The organism is Azospirillum sp. TSO22-1 (genome assembly GCF_003116015.1).
In the GTDB taxonomy this organism is placed as follows: domain Bacteria; phylum Pseudomonadota; class Alphaproteobacteria; order Azospirillales; family Azospirillaceae; genus Azospirillum.
Genome location: NZ_LGQZ01000077.1, coordinates 20,963 through 41,081, shown reverse-complemented (window position 1 = coordinate 41,081; position 20,119 = coordinate 20,963). Strand labels below are relative to the sequence as shown.

The 20,119-nt window shown below is 71.9% G+C and carries 18 protein-coding genes; 8 read left to right on the top strand and 10 right to left on the bottom strand.

Features of this window, described 5'->3' with window-relative positions; all coding sequences use genetic code 11:
* Positions 1-11 precede the first annotated feature (11 nt).
* Entirely contained in the window at positions 12-1,493 is a 1,482-nt protein-coding gene (locus TSO221_RS20220; RefSeq protein ID WP_109120326.1) for a hypothetical protein, read from the top strand.
* Here the strand turns inward: TSO221_RS20220 and TSO221_RS20215 are convergent.
* Both TSO221_RS20215 and TSO221_RS20210 read right to left on the bottom strand, forming a co-directional pair.
* Positions 1,459-3,099, bottom strand: a complete 1,641-nt coding sequence (locus TSO221_RS20215) for a HAMP domain-containing sensor histidine kinase (RefSeq protein WP_109120325.1) — start codon at positions 3,097-3,099, stop codon at positions 1,459-1,461. The genes TSO221_RS20220 and TSO221_RS20215 overlap by 35 nt on opposite strands.
* A 12-nt stretch (positions 3,100-3,111) precedes the next feature.
* A complete protein-coding gene (locus tag TSO221_RS20210; RefSeq protein WP_109120324.1) occupies positions 3,112-3,906 on the bottom strand; it encodes a transporter substrate-binding domain-containing protein in 795 nt (264 codons plus the stop codon).
* A 320-nt stretch (positions 3,907-4,226) separates the two neighbouring features.
* Here TSO221_RS20210 and TSO221_RS20205 point away from each other — a divergent pair, with 320 nt between their 5' ends.
* Positions 4,227-6,776, top strand: coding sequence for an EAL domain-containing protein (locus tag TSO221_RS20205; protein WP_109120351.1), 2,550 nt, complete (start codon positions 4,227-4,229; stop codon positions 6,774-6,776).
* A 35-nt stretch (positions 6,777-6,811) separates the two neighbouring features.
* On the opposite strand, the gene TSO221_RS20200 is transcribed toward TSO221_RS20205, so the two are convergent.
* On the bottom strand, positions 6,812-7,216 hold the full coding sequence (locus tag TSO221_RS20200; protein ID WP_109120323.1) for a hypothetical protein: 405 nt from the start codon (positions 7,214-7,216) through the stop codon (positions 6,812-6,814).
* A gap of 128 nt (positions 7,217-7,344) precedes the next feature.
* On the opposite strand from TSO221_RS20200, the gene TSO221_RS20195 reads away from it, so the two are divergent.
* A complete protein-coding gene (locus tag TSO221_RS20195) occupies positions 7,345-7,692 on the top strand; it encodes a RidA family protein (protein WP_109120322.1) in 348 nt (115 codons plus the stop codon).
* Between the two features lie 302 nt (positions 7,693-7,994).
* On the opposite strand, the gene TSO221_RS20190 is transcribed toward TSO221_RS20195, so the two are convergent.
* Both TSO221_RS20190 and TSO221_RS20185 read right to left on the bottom strand, forming a co-directional pair.
* Complete coding sequence (locus tag TSO221_RS20190; protein WP_109120321.1) at positions 7,995-8,837, bottom strand: metallophosphoesterase family protein; 843 nt, start codon at positions 8,835-8,837, stop codon at positions 7,995-7,997.
* Positions 8,838-8,886: 49 nt separating this feature from the next.
* Positions 8,887-9,408, bottom strand: coding sequence for a DUF488 domain-containing protein (locus tag TSO221_RS20185; protein WP_247878149.1), 522 nt, complete (start codon positions 9,406-9,408; stop codon positions 8,887-8,889).
* Between the two features lie 354 nt (positions 9,409-9,762).
* Between TSO221_RS20185 and TSO221_RS20180 the strand changes: the two genes are divergently transcribed.
* Positions 9,763-11,160 (top strand): methyl-accepting chemotaxis protein, encoded by a 1,398-nt coding sequence (locus tag TSO221_RS20180; RefSeq protein ID WP_109120319.1) that lies wholly within the window; start codon positions 9,763-9,765, stop codon positions 11,158-11,160.
* 128 nt (positions 11,161-11,288) lie between these two features.
* Here TSO221_RS20180 and TSO221_RS20175 read toward each other — a convergent pair whose 3' ends face one another.
* The 3 genes from TSO221_RS20175 to TSO221_RS20165 are packed head-to-tail and all read right to left on the bottom strand — an operon-like array spanning position 11,289 to position 13,188.
* Positions 11,289-11,867, bottom strand: a complete 579-nt coding sequence (locus TSO221_RS20175; protein ID WP_109120318.1) for a hypothetical protein — start codon at positions 11,865-11,867, stop codon at positions 11,289-11,291.
* A complete protein-coding gene (locus TSO221_RS20170; protein ID WP_109120317.1) occupies positions 11,864-12,481 on the bottom strand; it encodes a hypothetical protein in 618 nt (205 codons plus the stop codon). Before TSO221_RS20170 ends, TSO221_RS20175 begins: the two co-directional genes overlap by 4 nt.
* Positions 12,478-13,188, bottom strand: coding sequence for a hypothetical protein (locus TSO221_RS20165; protein ID WP_109120316.1), 711 nt, complete (start codon positions 13,186-13,188; stop codon positions 12,478-12,480). Before TSO221_RS20165 ends, TSO221_RS20170 begins: the two co-directional genes overlap by 4 nt.
* Positions 13,189-13,375: 187 nt before the next feature.
* Here TSO221_RS20165 and TSO221_RS20160 point away from each other — a divergent pair, with 187 nt between their 5' ends.
* The 4 genes from TSO221_RS20160 to TSO221_RS20145 are packed head-to-tail and all read left to right on the top strand — an operon-like array spanning position 13,376 to position 17,181.
* Positions 13,376-15,145 (top strand): DUF3369 domain-containing protein, encoded by a 1,770-nt coding sequence (locus TSO221_RS20160; protein ID WP_109120315.1) that lies wholly within the window; start codon positions 13,376-13,378, stop codon positions 15,143-15,145.
* A gap of 56 nt (positions 15,146-15,201) precedes the next feature.
* Complete coding sequence (locus tag TSO221_RS20155; protein WP_109120314.1) at positions 15,202-15,762, top strand: SiaB family protein kinase; 561 nt, start codon at positions 15,202-15,204, stop codon at positions 15,760-15,762.
* Position 15,763: 1 nt separating this feature from the next.
* Positions 15,764-16,165, top strand: a complete 402-nt coding sequence (locus TSO221_RS20150; protein ID WP_109120313.1) for a DUF1987 domain-containing protein — start codon at positions 15,764-15,766, stop codon at positions 16,163-16,165.
* Positions 16,162-17,181, top strand: a complete 1,020-nt coding sequence (locus TSO221_RS20145; RefSeq protein ID WP_109120312.1) for an ATP-binding protein — start codon at positions 16,162-16,164, stop codon at positions 17,179-17,181. The genes TSO221_RS20150 and TSO221_RS20145 overlap by 4 nt, the downstream gene beginning before the upstream one ends.
* Positions 17,182-17,184: 3 nt before the next feature.
* On the opposite strand, the gene TSO221_RS20140 is transcribed toward TSO221_RS20145, so the two are convergent.
* Together TSO221_RS20140 and TSO221_RS20135 are read right to left on the bottom strand one after the other, a co-directional pair.
* Complete coding sequence (locus TSO221_RS20140; RefSeq protein WP_109120311.1) at positions 17,185-17,904, bottom strand: response regulator transcription factor; 720 nt, start codon at positions 17,902-17,904, stop codon at positions 17,185-17,187.
* Between the two features lie 92 nt (positions 17,905-17,996).
* Positions 17,997-20,093 (bottom strand): SpoIIE family protein phosphatase, encoded by a 2,097-nt coding sequence (locus TSO221_RS20135; RefSeq protein WP_109120310.1) that lies wholly within the window; start codon positions 20,091-20,093, stop codon positions 17,997-17,999.
* Positions 20,094-20,119 lie beyond the last annotated feature (26 nt).

Sequence of the window (20,119 nt, the reverse complement as noted above, 5' to 3'; positions counted from 1 at the left end):
GAGCCGGCCGCATGGCGCATGGTCGGGAACGGCTGTGGACGGAGATCGCGCTGATCGCGGCGTGCGGGCTGCTGATCGGCCTGCCGGTGCTGCTGCTCAACGGCTTTCCGCTGCTGTTCGACGACAGTCCGGGCTATTTCGAGCCGGCCTTCAACCTGTTGCATCCGCACGCCCCGCCCGCGTGGCTGCGCCCTCCGGAGCCCGCCGCGGGCGTGCCGTTCTCCGACAACGTCTTCTTTCTGCGGCCGTTTCCATACGCGGTCTTCCTGCTGCCGTTCGCCGGCGACTGGGGGATCTGGCTGATTCCGGCGGCGCAGGGCGTGCTGGCGGCGCTGGTGATCCGCCGGGCACTCGACGCCGCCGGGCTGGCGCTGCGGCCGCCCGCCTTTGCCGGGGTGATCCTGGCGCTGGCGCTGCTGACCAGCTTGGCCGTGCACGCCGGCCACGTCATGCCGGATGTGTTCACCGGCCTGCTGATTCTCGCCGCCGGGGCCACCGTGCTGGGCTGGGCGGAACGGGGGTGGCCTGGGCGGCTGTGGGACGGCGCGCTGCTGGCCTTCCTGACGGCAGTGCATCTCAGCCACGTCGCCATCCTCGCCGGGCTGATCGTGGTGCTGGGCGGGGTGGCGCTGGTGCGGCGGCGGGATGTTGCGGCGGTGGCGCTCGGGCTCGGCGCGCCGCTGGCGCTGGCTTCCGTGGTGCTGATGGCGGCCAATCTGGCGCTGGCCGGGCGGGCGGTGCTGTCGGAAAGCTCGCCGGTGTTCCTGCTGGCGCGGCTGATCGGCGACGGGCCGGCGCGCGCTTACCTCGCCGAAGCCTGCCCGGAGCGCGGCTACCTGCTGTGCGGCAGGCTCGACGACCTGGGGCGCGCGGCGCCGGGCTACCCGGTGTCCGACTACTTCCTCTGGCACCGGCAGGGCGCCCGGCATGCCTTCGGCGACACGCCGCGCTTCCTGGCTGAAGCGTCGGAGATCGTCCGCGAGACGGTGCGGACCCGGCCGCTGGACGTCCTCGGCCACGTCGTCGCGAACGGGGCGCGGCAGTTCGTCCGCGCCGGTCTCGACCCGACGCTGAACGCGCCGGTGAAGCCATGGACGCGGCAGTTCGTCAGCCGCTTCGGCGCTCCGGTGTACGAGGCGTTCCTGGGCTCCCGGCAGTTCCGGCAGGCGCTGCCGCTGGACGCGCTGAACGCGGTGCAGGCGGCGGTGCTGGGCGTCGCGGGGGCGGCGCTGGTCGGGCTGGGGCTGGCGCGCGGGCGGCGTTTCGGAAGGCGGCTCGGCGGGCGGGTGCGGGGGCTGCTCGGCGTGATGCTGCTGGGGCTGGTGCTGAACGCGGGCTTCGCTGGGGGGCTGTCGGCGGTGCACGACCGCTACCAGAACCGGGTGGTCTGGCTGCTGCCGCTGGCGGCGATGGCGGTGGGCATCGCGGTTGCCCGGCGCCCGGACGCCGCGCCGGCCCTCACTCCGGCGGCACGCTGCGCGGAAAGCGGATGACGAAGGTGGTGCCGCGGCCCGGCTCGCTCTCCAGGGCAATGCGGCCCTTCAGGCGCTGGGTCACCAGATTGAACACGATGTGCAGGCCGAGGCCGGTGCTGCCCTGGCCGCGGGCGGTGGTGAAGAACGGCTCGAAGACGCGGTCGCGCAACTCGGGCGGAATGCCCTTTCCGTCGTCGGCGAAGCGCAGCTCCACCTGATCGCCTTCCGCCCGCACCGCCACCGACAGCCGGCCGCCCCGGCCCGGTTCAAAGGCGTGCAGGATCGAGTTCATGGCGAGGTTGGTGAGCAGCTGCCCGAAGGCGCCGGGGTAGCCCTCGACCACGATGTCGTCCGGGCAATCGACGGCGACCTCCAGCTTGGCCTTGCGCAGGCTGACCGACAGGCTCTGCATCACCTCGCCGATGTAGGCGGCGAGAGGGAAGGCGCGGTGGTCCTCGCTGGTCTGGTCGACGGCGACCTGCTTGAAGCTGCTGATCAGCCGGGCGGCGCGGTCCAGGTTGGCCTGCACGCTGGCGGTCACCTCGGTAGCGGTGTGCAGGTAGTCGTCGAAGTCGGCGCGGCGGATCGGGCCGGCGGCGACGCGCTCCGCCATCGCCTGCGTGCGGTCGGCGAGCAGCGACGACGCGGTGACCGCCACCCCGAGCGGCGAGTTGATCTCGTGCGCCACCCCGGCCACCAGCGAGCCCAGCGCCACCATCTTCTCGGTCTGCACCAGATGGCTCTGCGCCGTGCGCAGGTCGGTGATGGTGCGGTCCAGACTCTCGACGGCGCGGAAGATGGTGTCCGTCTCCACGGTGCCGCCGGGCGGCAGGCGCACGCCGCGCTCGCCGTCGCTGATGGCCGTCAGCGCCCGCGCCGCGCGCTGCACCGGGCGCACGATGTGCCGGCGCGCCAGCCACACCGCCAGCGCCAGCAGCGCGAACACCGTCACGAAGCCGGCCGACAGCACCGCCGACACGCCCTGCGCGGTGTCGCGGATCTCGGCGAAGCGGCCGGCGGTGAGCAGCGAGACGTCCACCGACAGCCGGTCGGCGGTGACGTCCAGCGCCGCGATGGTCTCCTGCCACATCGCCTCCGCCCGCTCGTCGAGCGCTTCCGCTTCGCGGCGCAGCGCCGCGGCGGCCTCGGGGCCGAGGTCGGCGTGCGCCGGGGCGGCGCCAGCGCGCAGGCGGTCGGCCTCGTCCTGCAGCGCGTTGGCCCGCCGCAGCACGCCGTAGGCCTCGGTCATCTGCCGGCTGAGCGCCGGATCGACCAGGAAGGACGGGTGGTAGGCCAGTGCCTGCGCCGCCAGCAGCGCCTCGCGCCGCTGGCGCGGCTGGTCGGCGTTGACGGTGACGGCGCCGTAGCGTTTGAAGCGCTCCAGGTTCACCGCGGCGCGCTGGCGTTCCAGGATCATCGGGGCGACGCGGTCGTGCGCGTCCTGCGCCGCCGTCTGCATGGCGCGCTGCTGGTGGGCGATGACCAGGAACAGCACCCCCACCACGGTCAGCATCAGCACGCTGACCGCCAGGATCAGCGGGCCCAGGCGAATCGGGCGGCGAATCGGGCGTCGCGTCGGGGCGCGGGCGGCGGGAAGGGTGTCGGTGGGCGCGGCGGCGGCCAAGGGTCGGGAGCCTCAGTAGACGTCGAAGGGGAAGTAGCGCCGGTTGATCTCCTGGTAGGAGCCGTCGGCGCGGATGGCGGCGATGGCGCTGTCCACCGCGGTCTTCAGGTTGGGCCGGCCCTTGGCCAGGATGATGTGCGCCGTGCCGCCCAGGCCGTCGTCCGTCAGCGGCGTGCCGACGGTGGAGAACGCCTTGCCCTCCTCCGACATCAGGAAGCCGAAGGCGGCCAGCGTCGATACCAGCGCCAGTTCGGCGCGGCCGTCGCGCAGCGCCTCCCAGACGCCGCCCAGGTGCGGCGCCTCGACCAGCGCCGCCAGCGTGCCGGCGATGCGCGCGGCGTAGGCGTGCTGGCGCGAGTCGCGGATCACCGCGAGGCGGCGCCCGGCCAGCGCCTGCGGCACCGCCCGGTCGGTCTCCGCCGCCGGGCCGACGACGCTGGAACTGGAGCGCCAGTAGGGCGCGGAGAACGCCACCCGCGCTTCACGCTCCGGCGTGCGCAGGAAGTTGGCGAGCCCGACCTCGTACCGGCCGGCGGCCACCGCCTCCAGCACGTCCGGAAACGGCAGCTCCTCGAAACGGCAGGTGGCGGCCATGGCCCGGCACAGCGCACGCATGATGTCGACGTTGAAGCCGGTCAGGGTGCCGTCCGGCGCGCGGTGGCTGAAGGGCGGCGCCCCCTCCATCACCGCCACGCGGATCGTCGGGCCGGCCCGGGCCGGCGCCGCCGTCAGCACGACGGCGAGCAGCGCGGCCCACAGGCGCCGATCAAGTGATCCCAGGCCGATCCGCCCGAGAGTCCGCCGCATGCCGTGGTTTCCTCGACTTGAACCGCCAGCTAAGGAAAGCAATCGAGCTTCGTCAATGCGACGTGCTCGCCAACACCTGCCCGTCGAGAGGGGTTAACACCGATGGTTGGGGCGTTCAATGGATTTGCACGTCCATCGCGTCGCCTTCGGCGGCAAACCGGCAAATTTTCGCAAAGCCCCGGGCGCGCGGAATCCGGCCGACTGCCTGCGTCATCTTGACCGGCCATAGGAAATGCCGCTAGCACACTGTTAACCCAGCCCAGGCTATACTTTGCCAATGCCGGGCTGTTCGCGGCGAGGAATGATCGGGCGTGTCGGACATGGTGGATGCGGCGGCGGATTCGGTGGACGACGCGGTGGGCGGGGTGCCCGGCCGCAGCGTCGGCGACATCGCGTCGCGCGAGCTGCTGTCGTGCGCGTCGGACACCCCGGTCGGCGACGCCGCGCAGCGCATGGCCGAGGCGCATCTCAGCTCGATCATCGTCGTCGAGGACGGGCACGCCGTCGGCATCTGGACCGAGCGCGACGCGCTGGCCATAGACTTCTCCAGCCCCGCCGGCTTCGAGCGGCCGATCCGCGAGGCGATGGCCAGCCCGGTGCGCACCATCGCCGCGTCGGCCAGCGTCGGCGAAGCCGGCCTGGCCTTCAAGAACGAGCGGGTGCGCCACCTGCTGGTGGTGGACGACGCGGGGCTGCCGACGGGCATGCTCAGCCAGACCGACATCGTGCTGAACCACGGGGTCGAGCAGTACCTGACGCTGCGCGACGTGCGCTCGGTGATGACGCGCGAGGCGACGCTGCTGCCGCCGGGAATCCCGCTGGCCGAGGCGACGCGGCGGATGCGCGCGGCCGGCGCCGACGCCGCCATCGTGCTGGAGGACGCCGACCACGGCGCCGGCATGCTGACCGAGCGTGACCTTGTCCGCCTCGCCGCGAAGCGCCGGCACGCCGGCACCGTCGGCGCCGTGGCGAGCCGGCCGCTGGTCTCGGTGAAGGCCAACGCGCCGCTGCTGACCGCGCGCAACCTGTTCGCCAAGCACGGCATCCGCCATCTGGCGGTGCGCGACGAGGGCGGCGGCTTCGTCGGTCTGCTGTCCTTCGCCGACATCCTGACGACGCTGCAGTACGAGTACATCGCCCAGCTCAACGCCACGCTGCGCGAGCGCGACGAGGCGCTGATGCGCTCGCACCAGGATCTGTTCCTGGCCCGGCAGGTGATCGAGGCGTCGCTGGAGGGCGTCATCATCGTCGAGGCCGGCGGCGTCATCGAATACGTCAACCCCGCCTTCACCCGCCTGACCGGCTGGACGGCGGAGGAGGCGCTGGGCAAGAGCCCGCGCATCCTGAAGTCCGGCCTGCACGACGAGGCGTTCTACGGCCGCATGTGGCAGGAGCTGACCGACCGCGGCCACTGGCAGGGCGAGATCTGGAACCGCCGCAAGAACGGCGAGCTGTACGCCGAGTGGCTGAGCATCAACACCATCCGCGACGCCGCGGGGCGCATCACCAAGTACGCTGCCATCTTCTCCGACATCACCAAGCGCAAGCGCTACGAGGAGGAGGTGAAGAACCTCGCCTACTTCGACAGCCTGACCGGGCTGCCGAACCGCCGGTTGCTGATGGACCGGCTGGGGCAGGCGATCGCCAACGCGCACCGGCACGGCAAGCCGCTGGCGGTGATGTTCCTCGACCTCGACCTGTTCAAGCGCATCAACGACACGCTGGGCCACGACGCGGGCGACCGTGTGTTGGCGGAGATGGCGCGCCGCCTGTCCGGCTGCGTCGGCGAGGGCGACACGGTGGCCCGCATCGCCGGCGACGAGTTCGTGCTGGTGCTCTCCGAACTGGCCGACCCGGCCGAGGCCGCCAAGGTGGCGGAGCGCGCGATCGGCGCCGTCCAGCGCCCGGTGGAGATCGGCGGGCGGCGGGTCAACGTCACCACCAGCGTCGGCATCGCCGTCTATCCGGAGGACGGCGACAGCCCCGAGGCGCTGCTGAAGTGCGCCGACCTCGCCATGTACCAGGCCAAGCAGGGCGGGCGGAACGGCTTCCAGGTGTACTCGCCGCAGCTCAACGCGCGCAGCCACGAGCTGCTGGTCGCCGAGAGCCGGCTGCGCGCCGCGCTGGAGAACCGGGAGTTCACGCTGGCCTACCAGGTCAAGGTGGACATGACCTCGGGCCGGATGATCGGCGCCGAGGCGCTGATCCGCTGGAACCATCCGGAGATGGGCGTGCTGCTGCCGGCGTCCTTCCTGCCGACGGCCGAGCGCATGGGCCTGATGCCGGCCATCGGCGAGTGGGTGCTGACCGAGGCGTGCCGGCAGAACCGCAGCTGGCAGGACCGCGGGCTGCCGCCGATCCGCATGTCGGTCAACGTCTCCCCCTGGCAGTTCGCCACCGCCGAGCTGGTGGACGTGGTCGGCCGCGTGCTGTCCGACACGCGCCTGGCGCCGCAGCACCTGGAGATCGAGCTGACCGAGGCGGCGCTGCTCGACCACCCGGCCGAGGTGGCGGACGCCATCGAGCGGCTGCACCGGCTGGGCGTGGCGGTGTCGATCGACGATTTCGGCACCTGCCATTCCTGCATCAGCGCGCTGCGCAAGCTGCCGATCCACGCGCTGAAGATCGACCGCAGCTTCATCGCCGGCCTGCGCGGCGCCACCCAGGACGGCGAGCTGGTGCGCGCCATCATCGGCCTGTGCCACGCGCTCGGCATGCGCGCGGTGGCCGAGGGCGTGGAGACGGTGGAGCAGGTGAAGGTGCTGCAGCAGGCCAACTGCGACGAGATCCAGGGCCACCTGGTCAGCCGCGCCGTGTCGCCCGCCGACCTGGAGACCCTGTTCAACCAGGACCTGCTGCCGGCGGAGTAGATCACCCTTCCTCGCCCCCGGCGGGGGAGGGACTTTTACTTTTCCTCCGCCTCCTCCTCGCGCTGCGCCGCCGCGGTCTCCTTCTCCACCAGATCCAGGATCCGCCGCAGCGCCGGGCCGCCGAGCGGGCTGTCCATGCTCAGGTCGTGCGCCCACTTGCGCAGGTGCCCGATGGTGCGGCGCTTGGCGATGTGGTCGGCGTCGCCGGGGGCTTCCCGCTCGACCCAGGGGCCCTTGTAGAAGCCGCCCTTGAAGTGCCACTGCCGCTTGCCGTCGGCGCGCCACAGCGAGCCGTCGGACAGCTCCATGCAGCGGCCCTCGCTCTTGAAGCCCTCGACGCGGGTGAGGCTCTGCGGGCCCTTCTCGCCGGTGTGGATGGTGACGCGGTCGCCGCGCTTGAACGGGGTTTCCAGGGGCCGGCGTTTGGTGTCGTCGTTCATGGTGTCTTCTCGGGATGGAGCGGGCCGCAGTGTGGCGCGAAGCGGCGCAAGAAGAAACCCTTGCGCGGACTCGTGCCCGCCGACTACCAAGCCCCGGTCCTTCACACCAGCCTTTTCAGGAGATTCCCATGTCGATCCAGCGCTTTCACGGCGGCCCGCGCATGAGCCAGATGGTCGTCCACAACGACACCGTCTATCTCGCCGGCCAGGTCGCCAACACCCCGAGCCCCGATGTCGAGGCGCAGACCCGCGAGATCCTGGGCCAGATCGACGCCCTGCTGGCCGAGGCCGGCACCTCCAAGAGCAAGATCCTCTCGGCCACCATCTACCTGGTCGATATCGCCACCTTCGGCGCTATGAACAAGGCCTGGGAAGCCTGGGTCGAGCTCGGCAACACCCCGGCCCGCGCCACCGTCGAGGCCAAGCTGGCGGCCCCGGAATACCTCGTTGAGATCCAGGTGATCGCCGCCAAGTGAGGATCTCAAGCGGGCGTTCTATGACCTTGGCCTAGTTTCTGCGGCGGGGCGCCGCAGGGGATGTGCACAGGTTGCCAGGACGTTCGCTTGACTCTTCCCGCCGGCCCCGGCAACCGCGACCGGACTGCCCCTGGAATGGGCAGCCATAGGGAAATCAAGGTCTCCGGGGTCGGATGGGGATGCCTAATTCGTGGGCAATGGTGTTACGAGCCTGTCATCTCCGGGGTGGCGTGGCGTTGCCCTCAGATTCGCCCACAAGCTTATCCACACTTTCTGGGGATATCCGAAAGAACGGGTGTCTCCTACCACCCGGACCCGGGGCCTACGCCGTTGAGACGGCGCACCAGCCCCGCCAGCCGCATCCGCTGGACCCCGCGCCACAGCGTGGTGCGCACTGTCCTCGGCAGGAAATCGAGGCGCCGCCCCAACCCGGCGCCGCGCGTCCGCGCCGCGACCGCCGCCCCGTCGTAGGCAGCGCGGCCCACCTCGATGACGCGCCGCCCGGTGTCGAGCAGCAGGAAGGTGGCGCGGGTCTCCTCGGTGCGCGGCTCGCCGATGGTGCCGGGGTTGACGAGGTAGCGGCAGCCGTCGCGCAGCGGGACCTCGTCGGCCTCGCGGGTCAGTTCGCGCTCCGCGCCGTCCGCGCCGATCTCGTAGACGCCCAACCGGTGCGTGTGCCCGAAGGCGCAGACCCGCGCGCCGGAGGGGTGCGCCGCCAGCGCGTCGGCGCTCAGCCGCCGCCGCTCCGGCGTGTTGAGGCGCAGCAGTTCGCAGCCCTCGTCCACATGCAGGGCGCCGTGCACCGCCACCAGGTGGCCGCCGACGGCCGCCTTGAGCGGCAGGGCGCGCAGGAAGGCCAGCGACTCGGGCTCGATCCGCCGCCGGGTCCAGGCGATGGCGCGGATGGCGGTGTTGCAGAACCCCTCCACCGGGATCTGCCCGGTCACCGCGCGGTCGTGGTTGCCTGCGACGCACAGCGCGCCCGCCTCGTGCAGCAGAGTGATGCACTCCGCCACGTCGGTGTTGTAGCCGACGATGTCGCCCAGGCAGACGACGCGGTCGGCGCCACGCGCGCGGATCGCGTCCAGCGCGGCGCGCAGCGCCGGGCCGTTGGCGTGGATGTCCGACAGGATCGCGATCTTCATGACGCGCACTATCCCCCGGCGGCCGGCGGCCGGCACGGGGGGATCGGGGTTAGCGGCGGGCTCCGTCGGAGAGCACCGGATGGAGGTGCTCGACCGCGAAGCCGAAGCGCTCGGCCAGCAGCTGCGCCACGCGCAGGCGGTGGCAGACGCACGGGTCGGCCTCGACGCACAGCAGGCAGGCGGGCTCCTCGCGGGCGATCGCGGCGGCGCGCTGCAGGTCGGCCTCGGCCTCCGGGGTCTCCATGCGGCGCTCGACGATGGCCCAGAAGCGCTCGTGGTCGTGCATCCGCCCGGCCATGCGGCCCTCGGCCGGCGTACCCAGGCCCTTGAGGTGCACGTAGCCGATCCCCGCCTCGGCCAGCCCGGCGCGCAGCGGGCTCTTGGAGAAGCCGGCGCGGCGCGACAGCGGCAGCTCGCGCACGTCGAGCAGCGTCCGGATTCCCGCCGCGCGCAGGGCGGCGATCACCGAGTCCTGCGACGCCTTCTCGTACCCGATGGTCCAGATGGTGGGTGTGCCGGCCATGTCCCAGAGCTTGGCGTGGGAGGTGGCGGTGTCAACGTTTCTTGACACGTTGCTGTCGGCGGATCCGACACCGGCGCGGCGGCGTGCGGTGAAACTCCAGGTTTTCTGCGGCCCGGCGGTGTTGGCACAGCGATTGCTGATGAACGGGCAGAGAGCATCGGCTTTCGTTTCTTCCCGAACTTCGCGGCCGGGCCTTCCCCCGTCCGGCCGCGCTTTCGGGGACTCCCCTCATCCTCGACTGCGCCGGATTTCCCGACACCTGTCCTCGGGCGCAGACACCCTGTGCCGCGCCGGCCGGGCGGCCTCGCAGGGATTCCGTGGGTTTGAGACGAATACCCGAGCGTGGCACATGGTTTGCTCTCTCAACTAAGCAACGAAGAACGCAAAGGGAGGAAGTCACCCATGGACGGATCGTCGAGCCTCGCCTTCGACCATGTCGGCCGCATCGCCGACGCCGCGGGCGGCGTGTCGGTGGAGATCGCCGAGATCACCGGCCGCATCGAGGACATCTCCGCGCGCATGGACCGCAGCGCCGCGACGCTGGGCGACCTGCACGAGGCTTCCATCGCCATGGCGGCGGCCGGCGGGCGGATCGCCGGCTCGGCCCGCGTGACCGTGCAGGAGGTGCGCCACGGCCGCGCCGAGGTCGACCGCTCGCAGGGCACGCTGGCGCAGGCGCTCGGCGAGATCCAGGCGCTGGTCGGCACCGTCGGCGACATCGAGAACGGCCTGGGCGACCTGCGCGAGGCGCTGCAGGCGGTCGGCAAGGTGGCCAAGGAGATCGCCGCCATCGCCAAGCAGACCAACCTGCTGGCGCTCAACGCCACCATCGAGGCGGCGCGGGCGGGCGAGGCCGGGCGCGGCTTCGCCGTGGTGGCCGGCGAGGTGAAGGCGCTGTCGCGCAAGACCGCTGAGGCGACCACCGAGATCGAGGGCACGTTGCGCGTCCTCGACAGCCGGGTGAACACGCTGCTCGACCACGGCGCGGTCGGTGCCCGGCGCGCCGCCGGCGTGCGCGACGGCACCGACCGCATCGCCGGGGTGTTCGCCACGGTCGGCGGCGCCATGGCCCGGATCGACGCCGAGGCCGGGCGCATCGACGCGGACGCCGCCGGCATCCACGACCACTGCCGTGACATGGAGGGCCGGCTGGCGCAGATCGCCGCCGACGTCGCCTCCTCCAGCGAGGACATCGCGCGCGCCAAGGGGCAGGCGGCGTCGCTGCTGACGCTCGGCGAGGGGCTGATCGAGGCGACCGCCGCCATGGGCATCGAGACGGCGGACACCCCCTTCGTCCACCGCGCGCAGGACGTCGCCGTCCGCCTGTCCTCCGCCTTCGAGGCGGCGCTGGAGCGCGGCGAGCTGAGCGAGGCCGACCTGTTCGACGAGGACTACCGGCCGGTCCCCGGCACCGATCCGGTGCAGCACCGCACCCGCTTCACCGACTTCACCGACCGCATGGTGCCGCCGATCGTCGAGCCGGCCTTCGCCGCCGACCCGCGCACCGTGTCCTGCGTGCCGGTGGACCGCAACGGCTACCTGCCGACGCACAACGCCAGGTACGCGGCGGCGCAGCGTTCCGGCGATGTGGCCTGGAACACCGCGAACTGCCGCAACCGGCGCCTGTTCAACGACCGCACCGGGCTGGCCTCGGCACGCACGACGAAGCCCTTCCTGCTGCAGACCTACCGCCGTGACATGGGCGGCGGGCAGTTCGTCACCATCAAGGAGGTCGCCGTGCCGATCCGCGTCCGCGGCCGGCATTGGGGCGCGGTGCGGCTGAACTACCGGCATGCGTGAGGGGTATTTCTCCCTCCCCCATCCCCGATGGGGGCGTGGAGCCGGTGCCGAAGGCAACGAGCGCCAAAGGCGGTCGTAGGCGAAGCGCGGTCGCCCGACTTGCGGGCGACCGGTGGGCGGGGTGGGGGCTACGGCTTCCGGGTTGGGCCGCTGCCCCCACCCTCCCGCTGAGCGGGTCCCCGACCCGGTCGGGGGAGGGCGTTCTGATCGAACAGCGGACACGGCGTCGCGTCGCGCACCTCGAAGCCGGAACTGCGGGGATAGCGCGTCATGACGCGCTCCAGCGCCTCGCTCTGGCCGCTGGCGGCAACGATCAGCGTGCGCTCGCCGGTCCAGGGCGCCGGGCCGCCGGGGGCATCGGGGCGGCGCACCACCGTCACCGACCACAGCGAACCGGGGCGCGGCTCCAGCCGGTCGAAGACGTGGAAGCGCTCGACCGGCGCCTCGCGCGCGGTCTCCAGCGCCTGTTGCGCGGCGCGCCCCTCGGCCTGTGCCTGCTCCAGCCGGCCGTCGAGGCCGGCGTGGCGCTGCTCGGCGTCGTTGCGGACGCGCAGCGCCTCCTGGAGCGCCTGGCCGGCGGTGGCCAGCACCGCCTCGTCGGCGGCCAGCGCCTTGCGCGCCGTCTCGAACTGCCGGCGCGCCATTCGGCCCAGGATGACGCTGATCACCAGAAGCCCGACGGCGGCGTAGGCGAGAAAGACGCTCATGCGGCCACCAGTGCGGCGTCGGGGATGGTGTCGTCCGGCGCCTCCGGGACGGGCGCGGGTCTGGGCGGCGCGGCGCGCTCGGCCACCCGCTCGGCCACCCGTTCGATGGCGCCGGCCAGCACGCCGGAGCGGGCGGGGAAGGCGCGCAGCAGCAGGGCGTGCGCCAGCTCCGGCGCGTCGGCCCAGACGTGGGCGACGTTCTTGCGCTGCCAGATGTCGCGGGAAAAGACGACATGGCGTTGATCGAGGCGGGCGAAATCCGGCACCGTGCGCAGCACGCAGCGGAACGGCGCCGTCCGTCCGTCCGGCGCGCCGAGGTCGTGCACCAGCTCCACCCGGTCGGCCTCGACGGTGCGCAGCAGGGAGGCCAGGCGCTGCACCTCGGCGGCGAGATGCGCCAGCTGCGCCTGCCCGCGCTCGATGGCGGCGTCGAGCTGGGCGGCCCGTTCGCGCGCCCGCTCGGTTTCCGAGCGCAGGGCCTCGATGCGCTTCTGCACCAGCGCCCGGCGCGCCGACAGCAGGCCCAGGCGCGACACCTCCATCACCACCATGCCGCCCAGCGCGCCGATTCCCAGCAGCACCAGGAGGACGGCGAAGCCGGCTTCGGTGCTCATGCGGTCCCCGCCTGACGCTCCGCATGCAGGGCGCCGCGCACCGAGACGAGCAGGTGGTCGTGCTCGCGCTCGCGCCAGTCGGCGGCGTACCACGCCGGCATCGCCTCCAGCACCGCCAGCAGCGTGTCGAGGTCGCGCACGTCAAGCGGTCGCAGCCGCTCCAGCGGCACGCCGGCGAGGCGCGAGCGCTCGGCGTTGGCGGCGTTCAGCATCGCGTCCAGGACCTGCGGGTTGTCGCGCGCCGTGCGCAACGCGATCACCGAGCGGCGGCGCAGCGTCTCCGCCCAGCGCTCCGCCTCCTCCGACTCCAGGATGCGGTCGAGCGGGACGTGGCGGGCGCGCTCGGCCACGCGCTCCTGCACGTCGGCCACCAATTCCGCCATGTGCGGGGCCAGCACCGCCCACCACGCCGCGGCGTCGGCGGCGTTCACCGTGCCGGGCAGCGGGCGGCCGCTGGCCGGGCCGAGGTGGTCGCGCACCAGCACCGGCTCCAGCCACGAGGTCCACAGCCGGCGGGCGTGCTCGCGCCGGCCGCCGTTCAGCAGCTCCAGCACCACGGACATCAGACGGGAGGCCAGCTGGCCATTGCGCGGCGGCGTCCTGGACATGCGGTCGAAGATGCGCAGGACGGTGGGGCGGTCGAGGTGGCGCAGCAATTCCCGCACCGTTTCGACCCGCATGGCCATCAGGCTTTCGATGTTCTCCATGGCGCCCGGCCCCCGCCTTTTTTCTACAGTCAGGGTAGGAGTGCGGCGCACAAGGCTCCACCGATCAAATGCGACGGTATGCGTCACCATGTGTCGAAACCTAAGCATTTCCGAAAAATCGCCTTTGACCGGGCCGGTGTGCAGTGGTTCCCTGCTGTCACGGACGTGGTGCGCGGAGCGGCGGCGGATGGCGATCGAGGATCCCCTGTTTTTCGACGACGAGGCGGCCGACCTCACGGTGGCCGGGCGCCCGGCGGCGGTGCCGTGGCCGGTGCTGGTCGTCGACGACGACCCGCAGGTGCACCAGATGACCTCGGTCCTGCTGCGCGACTTCGAGTTCGACGGGCGGCCGTTCGAGATGGTGAAGGCGCTGTCGGCGGCCGACGCCCGCGCCGTGCTGGCCGGGCGGCCGGACATCCCGGTGGCGCTGCTCGACGTGGTGATGGAGACCGACGATGCAGGGTTGCAGCTGGTGCGCCACATCCGTGAGGAGCTGGGCAACGCCCGCATGCGCATCATCCTGCGCACCGGCCAGCCCGGGCAGGCGCCGGAGCGCGAGGTGGTGATCGCCTACGACGTCAACGACTACAAGGCCAAGAGCGAGTTGACGGCGCAGAAGCTGTTCACCGCGCTGGTCGGCGCGCTGCGCTCGTGGCGCGACATCGTCACCATCGAGCGGCACCGCCAGGGCCTGGAGCGGATCGTCAACGCCACGCCGCCGCTGTTCGAGACGCGCTCCATGCGCACGCTGGTCGAGCGGCTGGTCGAGCAGCTGGGCCGGGTGGTCGACAACGCCGGTGGTTCGGTGGTCGCCTGCCGGCCGGCCGAGCGCGGCGACGGAGCGCGGGTACTGACCGTGGTCGCCGGCAGCGGCCGTTACGGCGCCGCAATCGGCCAGCCGGCCGAGGCCGCCCTGCCACCGGACCTCGCCGCCGCGGTGGCCGAGGCCTTCGCGACGGAGCGCAGCGTCCTTGGGGCCGAGCGTTGCGTGCTGATGTTCCGTACACTGGAGCACGGCGCCACCGCCTTCGTCCTGGAGCGGCCGGAGCCCTACGGCAAGGACGACCACCGGCTGCTGGAGCTGTTCTGTGCCCGCGTCGCCATCGGCTTCGACAACGTCTGCCTCTACGAGGACCTGCTGGCGCTGAACCGCTCGCTGGAGCAGCGCGTGACCGAGCGGACGGCCGAACTGGCCGCCAACCAGAAGGCGCTGCTCGCCGCCAAGGAGCGGGTGGAGCGCGCGCTGGAACGCGAGCTGGAGGCCAAGGCGCAGCAGCGCCAGTTCCTCACCATGGTGTCGCACGAGTTCCGCACGCCGCTGGCGGTGATCGACAGCGCCGCGCAGCTGCTGGCGTTGCGGGTCGAGAGCGGGGAGGCGGCGCGGCTGGAGCGGCTGGGCGTCATCCGCACCGCCGTGCAGCGGCTGACCGGCCTGATCGACTCCTACCTGACCGACGAGCGGCTGCAGGCCGGCAACCTGACGCTGGACCGCCGGCCGGTGGATTTCGCCGCCCTGGTGCGCACCACGGCGGAGATGCACCGCGCCGCGCATCCGGAAAGCACCATCGCGCTGGACGTGGCGGACCTGCCGGGATCGGTGTCGGGGGACGCGGACCTGCTCGGCCTCGTGCTGGCCAACCTGATCGGCAACGCGGTCAAGTATTCGGACGGGACGGCGCAGGTGACCATCCGCGGCCGGCGCGACGGCCCGCTGGCGGTGCTGGAGGTGGGCGACCGCGGCTGCGGCATCCCGGCCAACGAGGTCGGGCGCGTCTTCGACCGCTTCTTCCGCGGCAGCAACGCCGGCGGGCATCCGGGCACCGGCATCGGCCTGCACACGGTGCAGCAGATCGTGCAGCTGCACGGCGGCGCCATCACGGTGGAGAGCGCGGTGGGCGAGGGCTCCACCTTCCGCATCCTTTTGCCGCTGGAGCCGCCGGTGGACGGCCGCCGGTGATGGTGAGATAGTCGGCGCACATCGCAAAGGGTTGTCGGGGCAAGAGGTTGTCGGAAATGGCAGCGACGCTCGGTCAGGAATACGCCGCGTTCAAGCGCGAGCTGGATTCCAAGGGCATCATCTTCTCGTTCAGCGGCTATCTGTCGGAGGGGATCCTGTTCTCCCTCGGCGAGGCTTTACGTGAGAAGATGACGCTGGAGGATGCGGACGGCCCGACGGTGCGCCGCGTCTTCTCGGTGTTCGTCGAGCAGATGCAGAACATCATCCGCTACTCGGCAGAGAAGATCGTCGCCAACGACGGCCGCACCATCGAGCTGAGCGCCGGCATGGTCACCATCGGCATGGAGGGCGGGAAGTTCTTCATCGTCTGCGGCAACACCGTGCGCAACGGCGACGTGCCGCGCCTGCGCGAGCGGCTGGACTTCCTGAAGGGCCTCGACAAGGACGGCATCAAGGCGCACTACCGCGAGCAGCTGCGCGAGGCGCCGGACGAGGGCAGCCGCGGCGCCACCATCGGCCTGATCGAGATCGCCCGGCGCGCCAGCGAGCCGATCGAGTACGACTTCGCCGCCACCGACACCGACAAGACCTTCTTCTGCCTCAAGGTTCGCATCTGACATGGCCACGGAACGGCTGACCATCCCGGCGACCCCGCGGACGCCCGAGATCGACTTCGACTTTGCCTCCGGCCGGCTGGCGCTGCGCGGCGAATCCTATCCCGACGACGTGGCGACGCTGTTCGGCCCGGTGGTCGCGGCGCTGCGCGAGCATCTGGCCGAGCCGTCGGACGCGCCGCTGCACGTCGCCATCGAGCTGGTCTACTTCAACAGCTCCAGCGCCAAGGTGCTGATGACCATCTTCCAGCTGCTGGAGGCGGCGGCGCGCCAGGGCCGTCCGGTCACCGTCGACTGGTACTGCGATCCCGACGACGAGACCATGCGCGAGTTCGGCGAGGACTTCTCGGAGGACCTCGAGCACGTGGCCTTCAGCCTGCGCGAGGCGGCGGACCGCGACTCATGAACTTCAATCTGTTCGATGCCGAGGAGCAGGTCATCGAGCGGGCCCAGGCGCTGGAAGCCCGGCTGACGGCGCTGGCGCCGGAGGTCGGCGCGGAGTTGGCCGAACTGGTGGACGGCTTCAAGCGCAGCTACCGCGAGCAGCGCCGGCTGGTGCGGGTGAGCGACCGCCTGCAAGGGCAGCTCGCCACCGCCAACCAGGAGGCCGAACGCCGCCGCCGTGAGGCCGAGGACGCGCTCGAGCGCCTGCGCGAGGCCCAGGACGTGCTGGTGCAGCAGGAGAAGCTCGCCTCGCTGGGTGCCCTGGTGGCCGGGGTGGCGCACGAGATCAACACGCCGGTCGGCATCGCCGTCTCCTGCGCCTCGCACCTGTCCGACGCCACGGCGCGGCTCACCGCGATGGTGGAGAAGGGGGAGCTGGGGCGCGGCGACTTCAACCGCTACCTCGCCACCGCCACCGACACCACGGCGTTGATCCTCGCCAACTGCGAGCGCGCGGCGCAGCTCATCAACAGCTTCAAGCAGGTGGCGGTCGACCGGGCGAGCGCCGAGCGCCGCGGCTTCGACCTGCGCGCCTACGTGCAGGAGACGCTGCTCAGCCTGCAGCCCAACCTGAAGCGCGGCAACCACACGGTGACGGTGGACTGTCCGCCGGGCCTGATGGTCGAGGGCTATCCGGGCGCCCTGTCGCAGATCCTCACCAACCTGGTGATGAACTCGCTGACGCACGGCTACGGCGACGGGCGGGCGGGGCGGCTGCGCATCGCGGTGACGCAGCCCGACCCGGAGACGGTGTGCCTGACCTACGCCGACGACGGCGCCGGCATCCCGCCCGGGAACCTGCCGCACGTCTTCGAGCCGTTCTTCACCACGCGGCGCGGCGAGGGCGGCAGCGGGCTGGGCCTGCACATCGTGCACAACCTGGCGGTCGGGCCGCTGAAGGGCTCCATCACGGTGGAGAGCCCGCCGGGGCAGGGGGCGGCGTTCGCGCTGACGTTCCCGAGGGTCGCGCCGGGGTAATCCCTAGACGGTCCGCACCGGCGCCGAGAACACGTAGCCCACGCCGTGCTCCGACTTGAGCGGCGGGGTCTCGCCGATGGCCTTTTCCAGCTTGTTGCGCAGGCGGCGGACCACCGTATCGATGGTGCGGTCCTGCGGGTCCCAGCGGCGGTTGTAGAGCGCCAGCGAGATCTGGTCGCGCGACACCGGCTGGCGGGCCTGGGCGGCGAGCAAGGAGGCCAGCTTCATCTCGGTGCTGGTCAGCGACACGCGCACGCCGCCGGGGCTGGTCAGCGACCAGTCGGTGGAATGCAGCGTCCAGTGCTCCTCGTCGGCGGCGGGCGGGGCGGTGGCGGCCGGGGCGTGCGCCGGCGCCGATTCCAGGCGGCGCAGCAGCGACTTCACCTGGGCCTCCAGCTCGCGCATCTCGACCGGCTTCACCATGTAGGCGTCGGCGCCGATCTCCAGCCCGACCACGCGGTCCACCGTCGTGCCGCGCGCCGTCACCATGATGACGCCGATTCCCGGGGTCTCGCGCAGCCGTGCCGCGATGGTGAAGCCGTCCTCACCCGGCAGGTTGACGTCGAGGATGGCGACGGAGACCGGCTTGGCGGCCAGGATGTCGTTCAGCTCGCGGCCCGTTTTGGCGCCCATGGCGTCGAAGCCGCAGCCGCGCAGGTACTCCACCATGTCGCGGCGCAGCGAGGCCTCGTCCTCCACCACGGCTATCACCGCCGACACCATGCTTTCCGTGCTCCCGCCGATACGTCACCGTCTGTGACACGATACTAGAAGCATCCTCCCGTGTGCGCCATTGGATTGTGTGATACAGCAACTCAGGCGGGCACCGCGTCGGCCGGCCGGGCTTCCGCCGAACCGTCGGCCGGGACCAGGCACGGCACGAAGCCGATGAAGGTCTGGTCGTCGCGCCGCGGCTCTTCGCCGCGGTATTCGGCCAGCGCATCCAGCAATTGCCGCACTTGCGCCTGCATCGGCAGGTGCGCGCCGGCGCGCAGCAGCTCCTGCACGCGGCGCCGGCCGAACAGCCGGCGCGTCGGGCCGCCGATCTGGTCGGTGACGCCGTCGGTCATCAGATAAAAGCGCATGCCCTGTGTCAGATCGAGGTCGTGGCGCTGGAATTCGAAATCCGGGCGCGACTCGCGATAGCCCAGGCTGTGCCGGTCGCCCTTGATCAGGTGCAGCGCCTGCCCGTCGTCGTGGAGCAGCGGCATGTTGGCGCCGGCGAAGGACAGGCGGCGGGCGGCGGGGTCGAGGACGACGATGGCGGCGTCCAGCCCGTCGTTCGAGGTGGCCTCGGGTCGATCCTGGCGCAGCGCGCCGCGCACCAGCGTGTTGAGCGTTGCCAGGATGCCGGCCGGGTCGTCGTGCGCGTGATCCTGGGCATGGTCTTGTAGGATGCGCGCCAGCGCCGAGGCGACGATGGCGGTCATGAAGGCGCCGGGTACGCCGTGCCCGGTGCAGTCCATCACCGCGATGATGCAGCGCCCGTCCTGCGCGCCGATCCAGTAATAGTCGCCGCCCACCGCGTCGAGCGGCTGCCACGCCACCGCCAGATCCTCCAGCAGGCCACCGTGCGCGTCCACGTCGGGCAGCAGCGACTGCTGGATGCGCTGGGCGTAGCGCATGCCCTCGCGGATCGAGGCGTTGGCGGAGGCCAGCTGGGCGTAGGCGCGCTCGGCCTCGTCCTTGGCGGCGCGCAACGCGGTCTCGCGCCGGCCGACCTCGCCGACGAAATAGCCGAAGGCGCGGCCCATGTCGGCGATCTCGTCGTGGCCGTCGGCGGGGATCGGCACCGCCTGCCCCTCGGCGTTCGCCACCATGCAGTGCTGCAGCCCGGTCAGGCGGCCGATCACCCGGCGGCGCAGGAACAGGAAGATCACCGCGGCCCCGGTCACCGCCGCCGCGGCGATGGCGAACAGGCCGTTGAAGATGTTGGCGATGAAGGCGGTGAAGTCGCCGCGCTCCTCGGCGATGTCGGCTTCCAGCGCCTCGTACTGACGGGTGACGCTGGCGATGAAGCGGTCCAGGTCCTCCTTGCTGGCGTTCAGCACGGCCATGACCTGCTCGGTCACCTCGATCTGGCGCAGGCGCAGCGCGAAGACGCTGGCGGGGCCCTCGGCCTGGGCGTTCAGCTGGTTGCCCAGCGCCACGTAGCCGTCGGCGAAGGCGCCCGGCAGCTCCTGCGAATCCCGCCGGACGCGGGCGATCAGGCGGCGCACCTCGTCCAGCATCGGCGCCAGCTGGCCGGGGTAGCGGACGCTGGGGACGCGCAGCATGACGTTGACGGCGCGCGCCATGTCGTCGGTGATGCGGCGGATGACGTCGCCGTTGCGCACCTGCGCCTCGATGGCGACGATGTCGCCCTGGCTGGCGTTGATCTCGGTCAGCGCCGTGATCACTTCGGCGAGCCGGCTCTGCACGCGGCGCGAATCCTGCGCCTGCCGGTCGAGGTCGTCCATGGCGCGGGCGAGCGCGGCGTCGGCGTCCTGCCGGTCGGCGACCAGCGCCGCCAGCCGGTTCAGGCTGTCCTGCAGATGCGTGCGCATGGCCGTGAGACCGGCCACCACCGTGGGATCGGCACCGGACGCCACCAGGTTGCCGGCCGCCGCGTCGAACCGGCGGAACAGGTCGCGGGTGTTGGCGACCTGCTGTTCCAGGTCGCGGCGGTCGGTGGCGCCGACCATGCGCGGGCCGGCGGAGGTGACGCTGTGGCTCTGTTGCGTCAGGTGGGCCATGGCGACCAGCTGGCCGAAGCGGCTCAGCGCGATGCGGTCGAAGCCGTCGCGGAACGCCTGCGTGCCGTACAGCGCCACCGAGGCCGCCAGGATGGTGAGGACCGTCAGCCCGACCAGACCGGCGGTCAGCCGGGCGGCGACACCAAGCCGCAGGCGCGGCGTTCCCGTGCGGGGCATGTCTATCCCTTCCGACAATCCAGCGG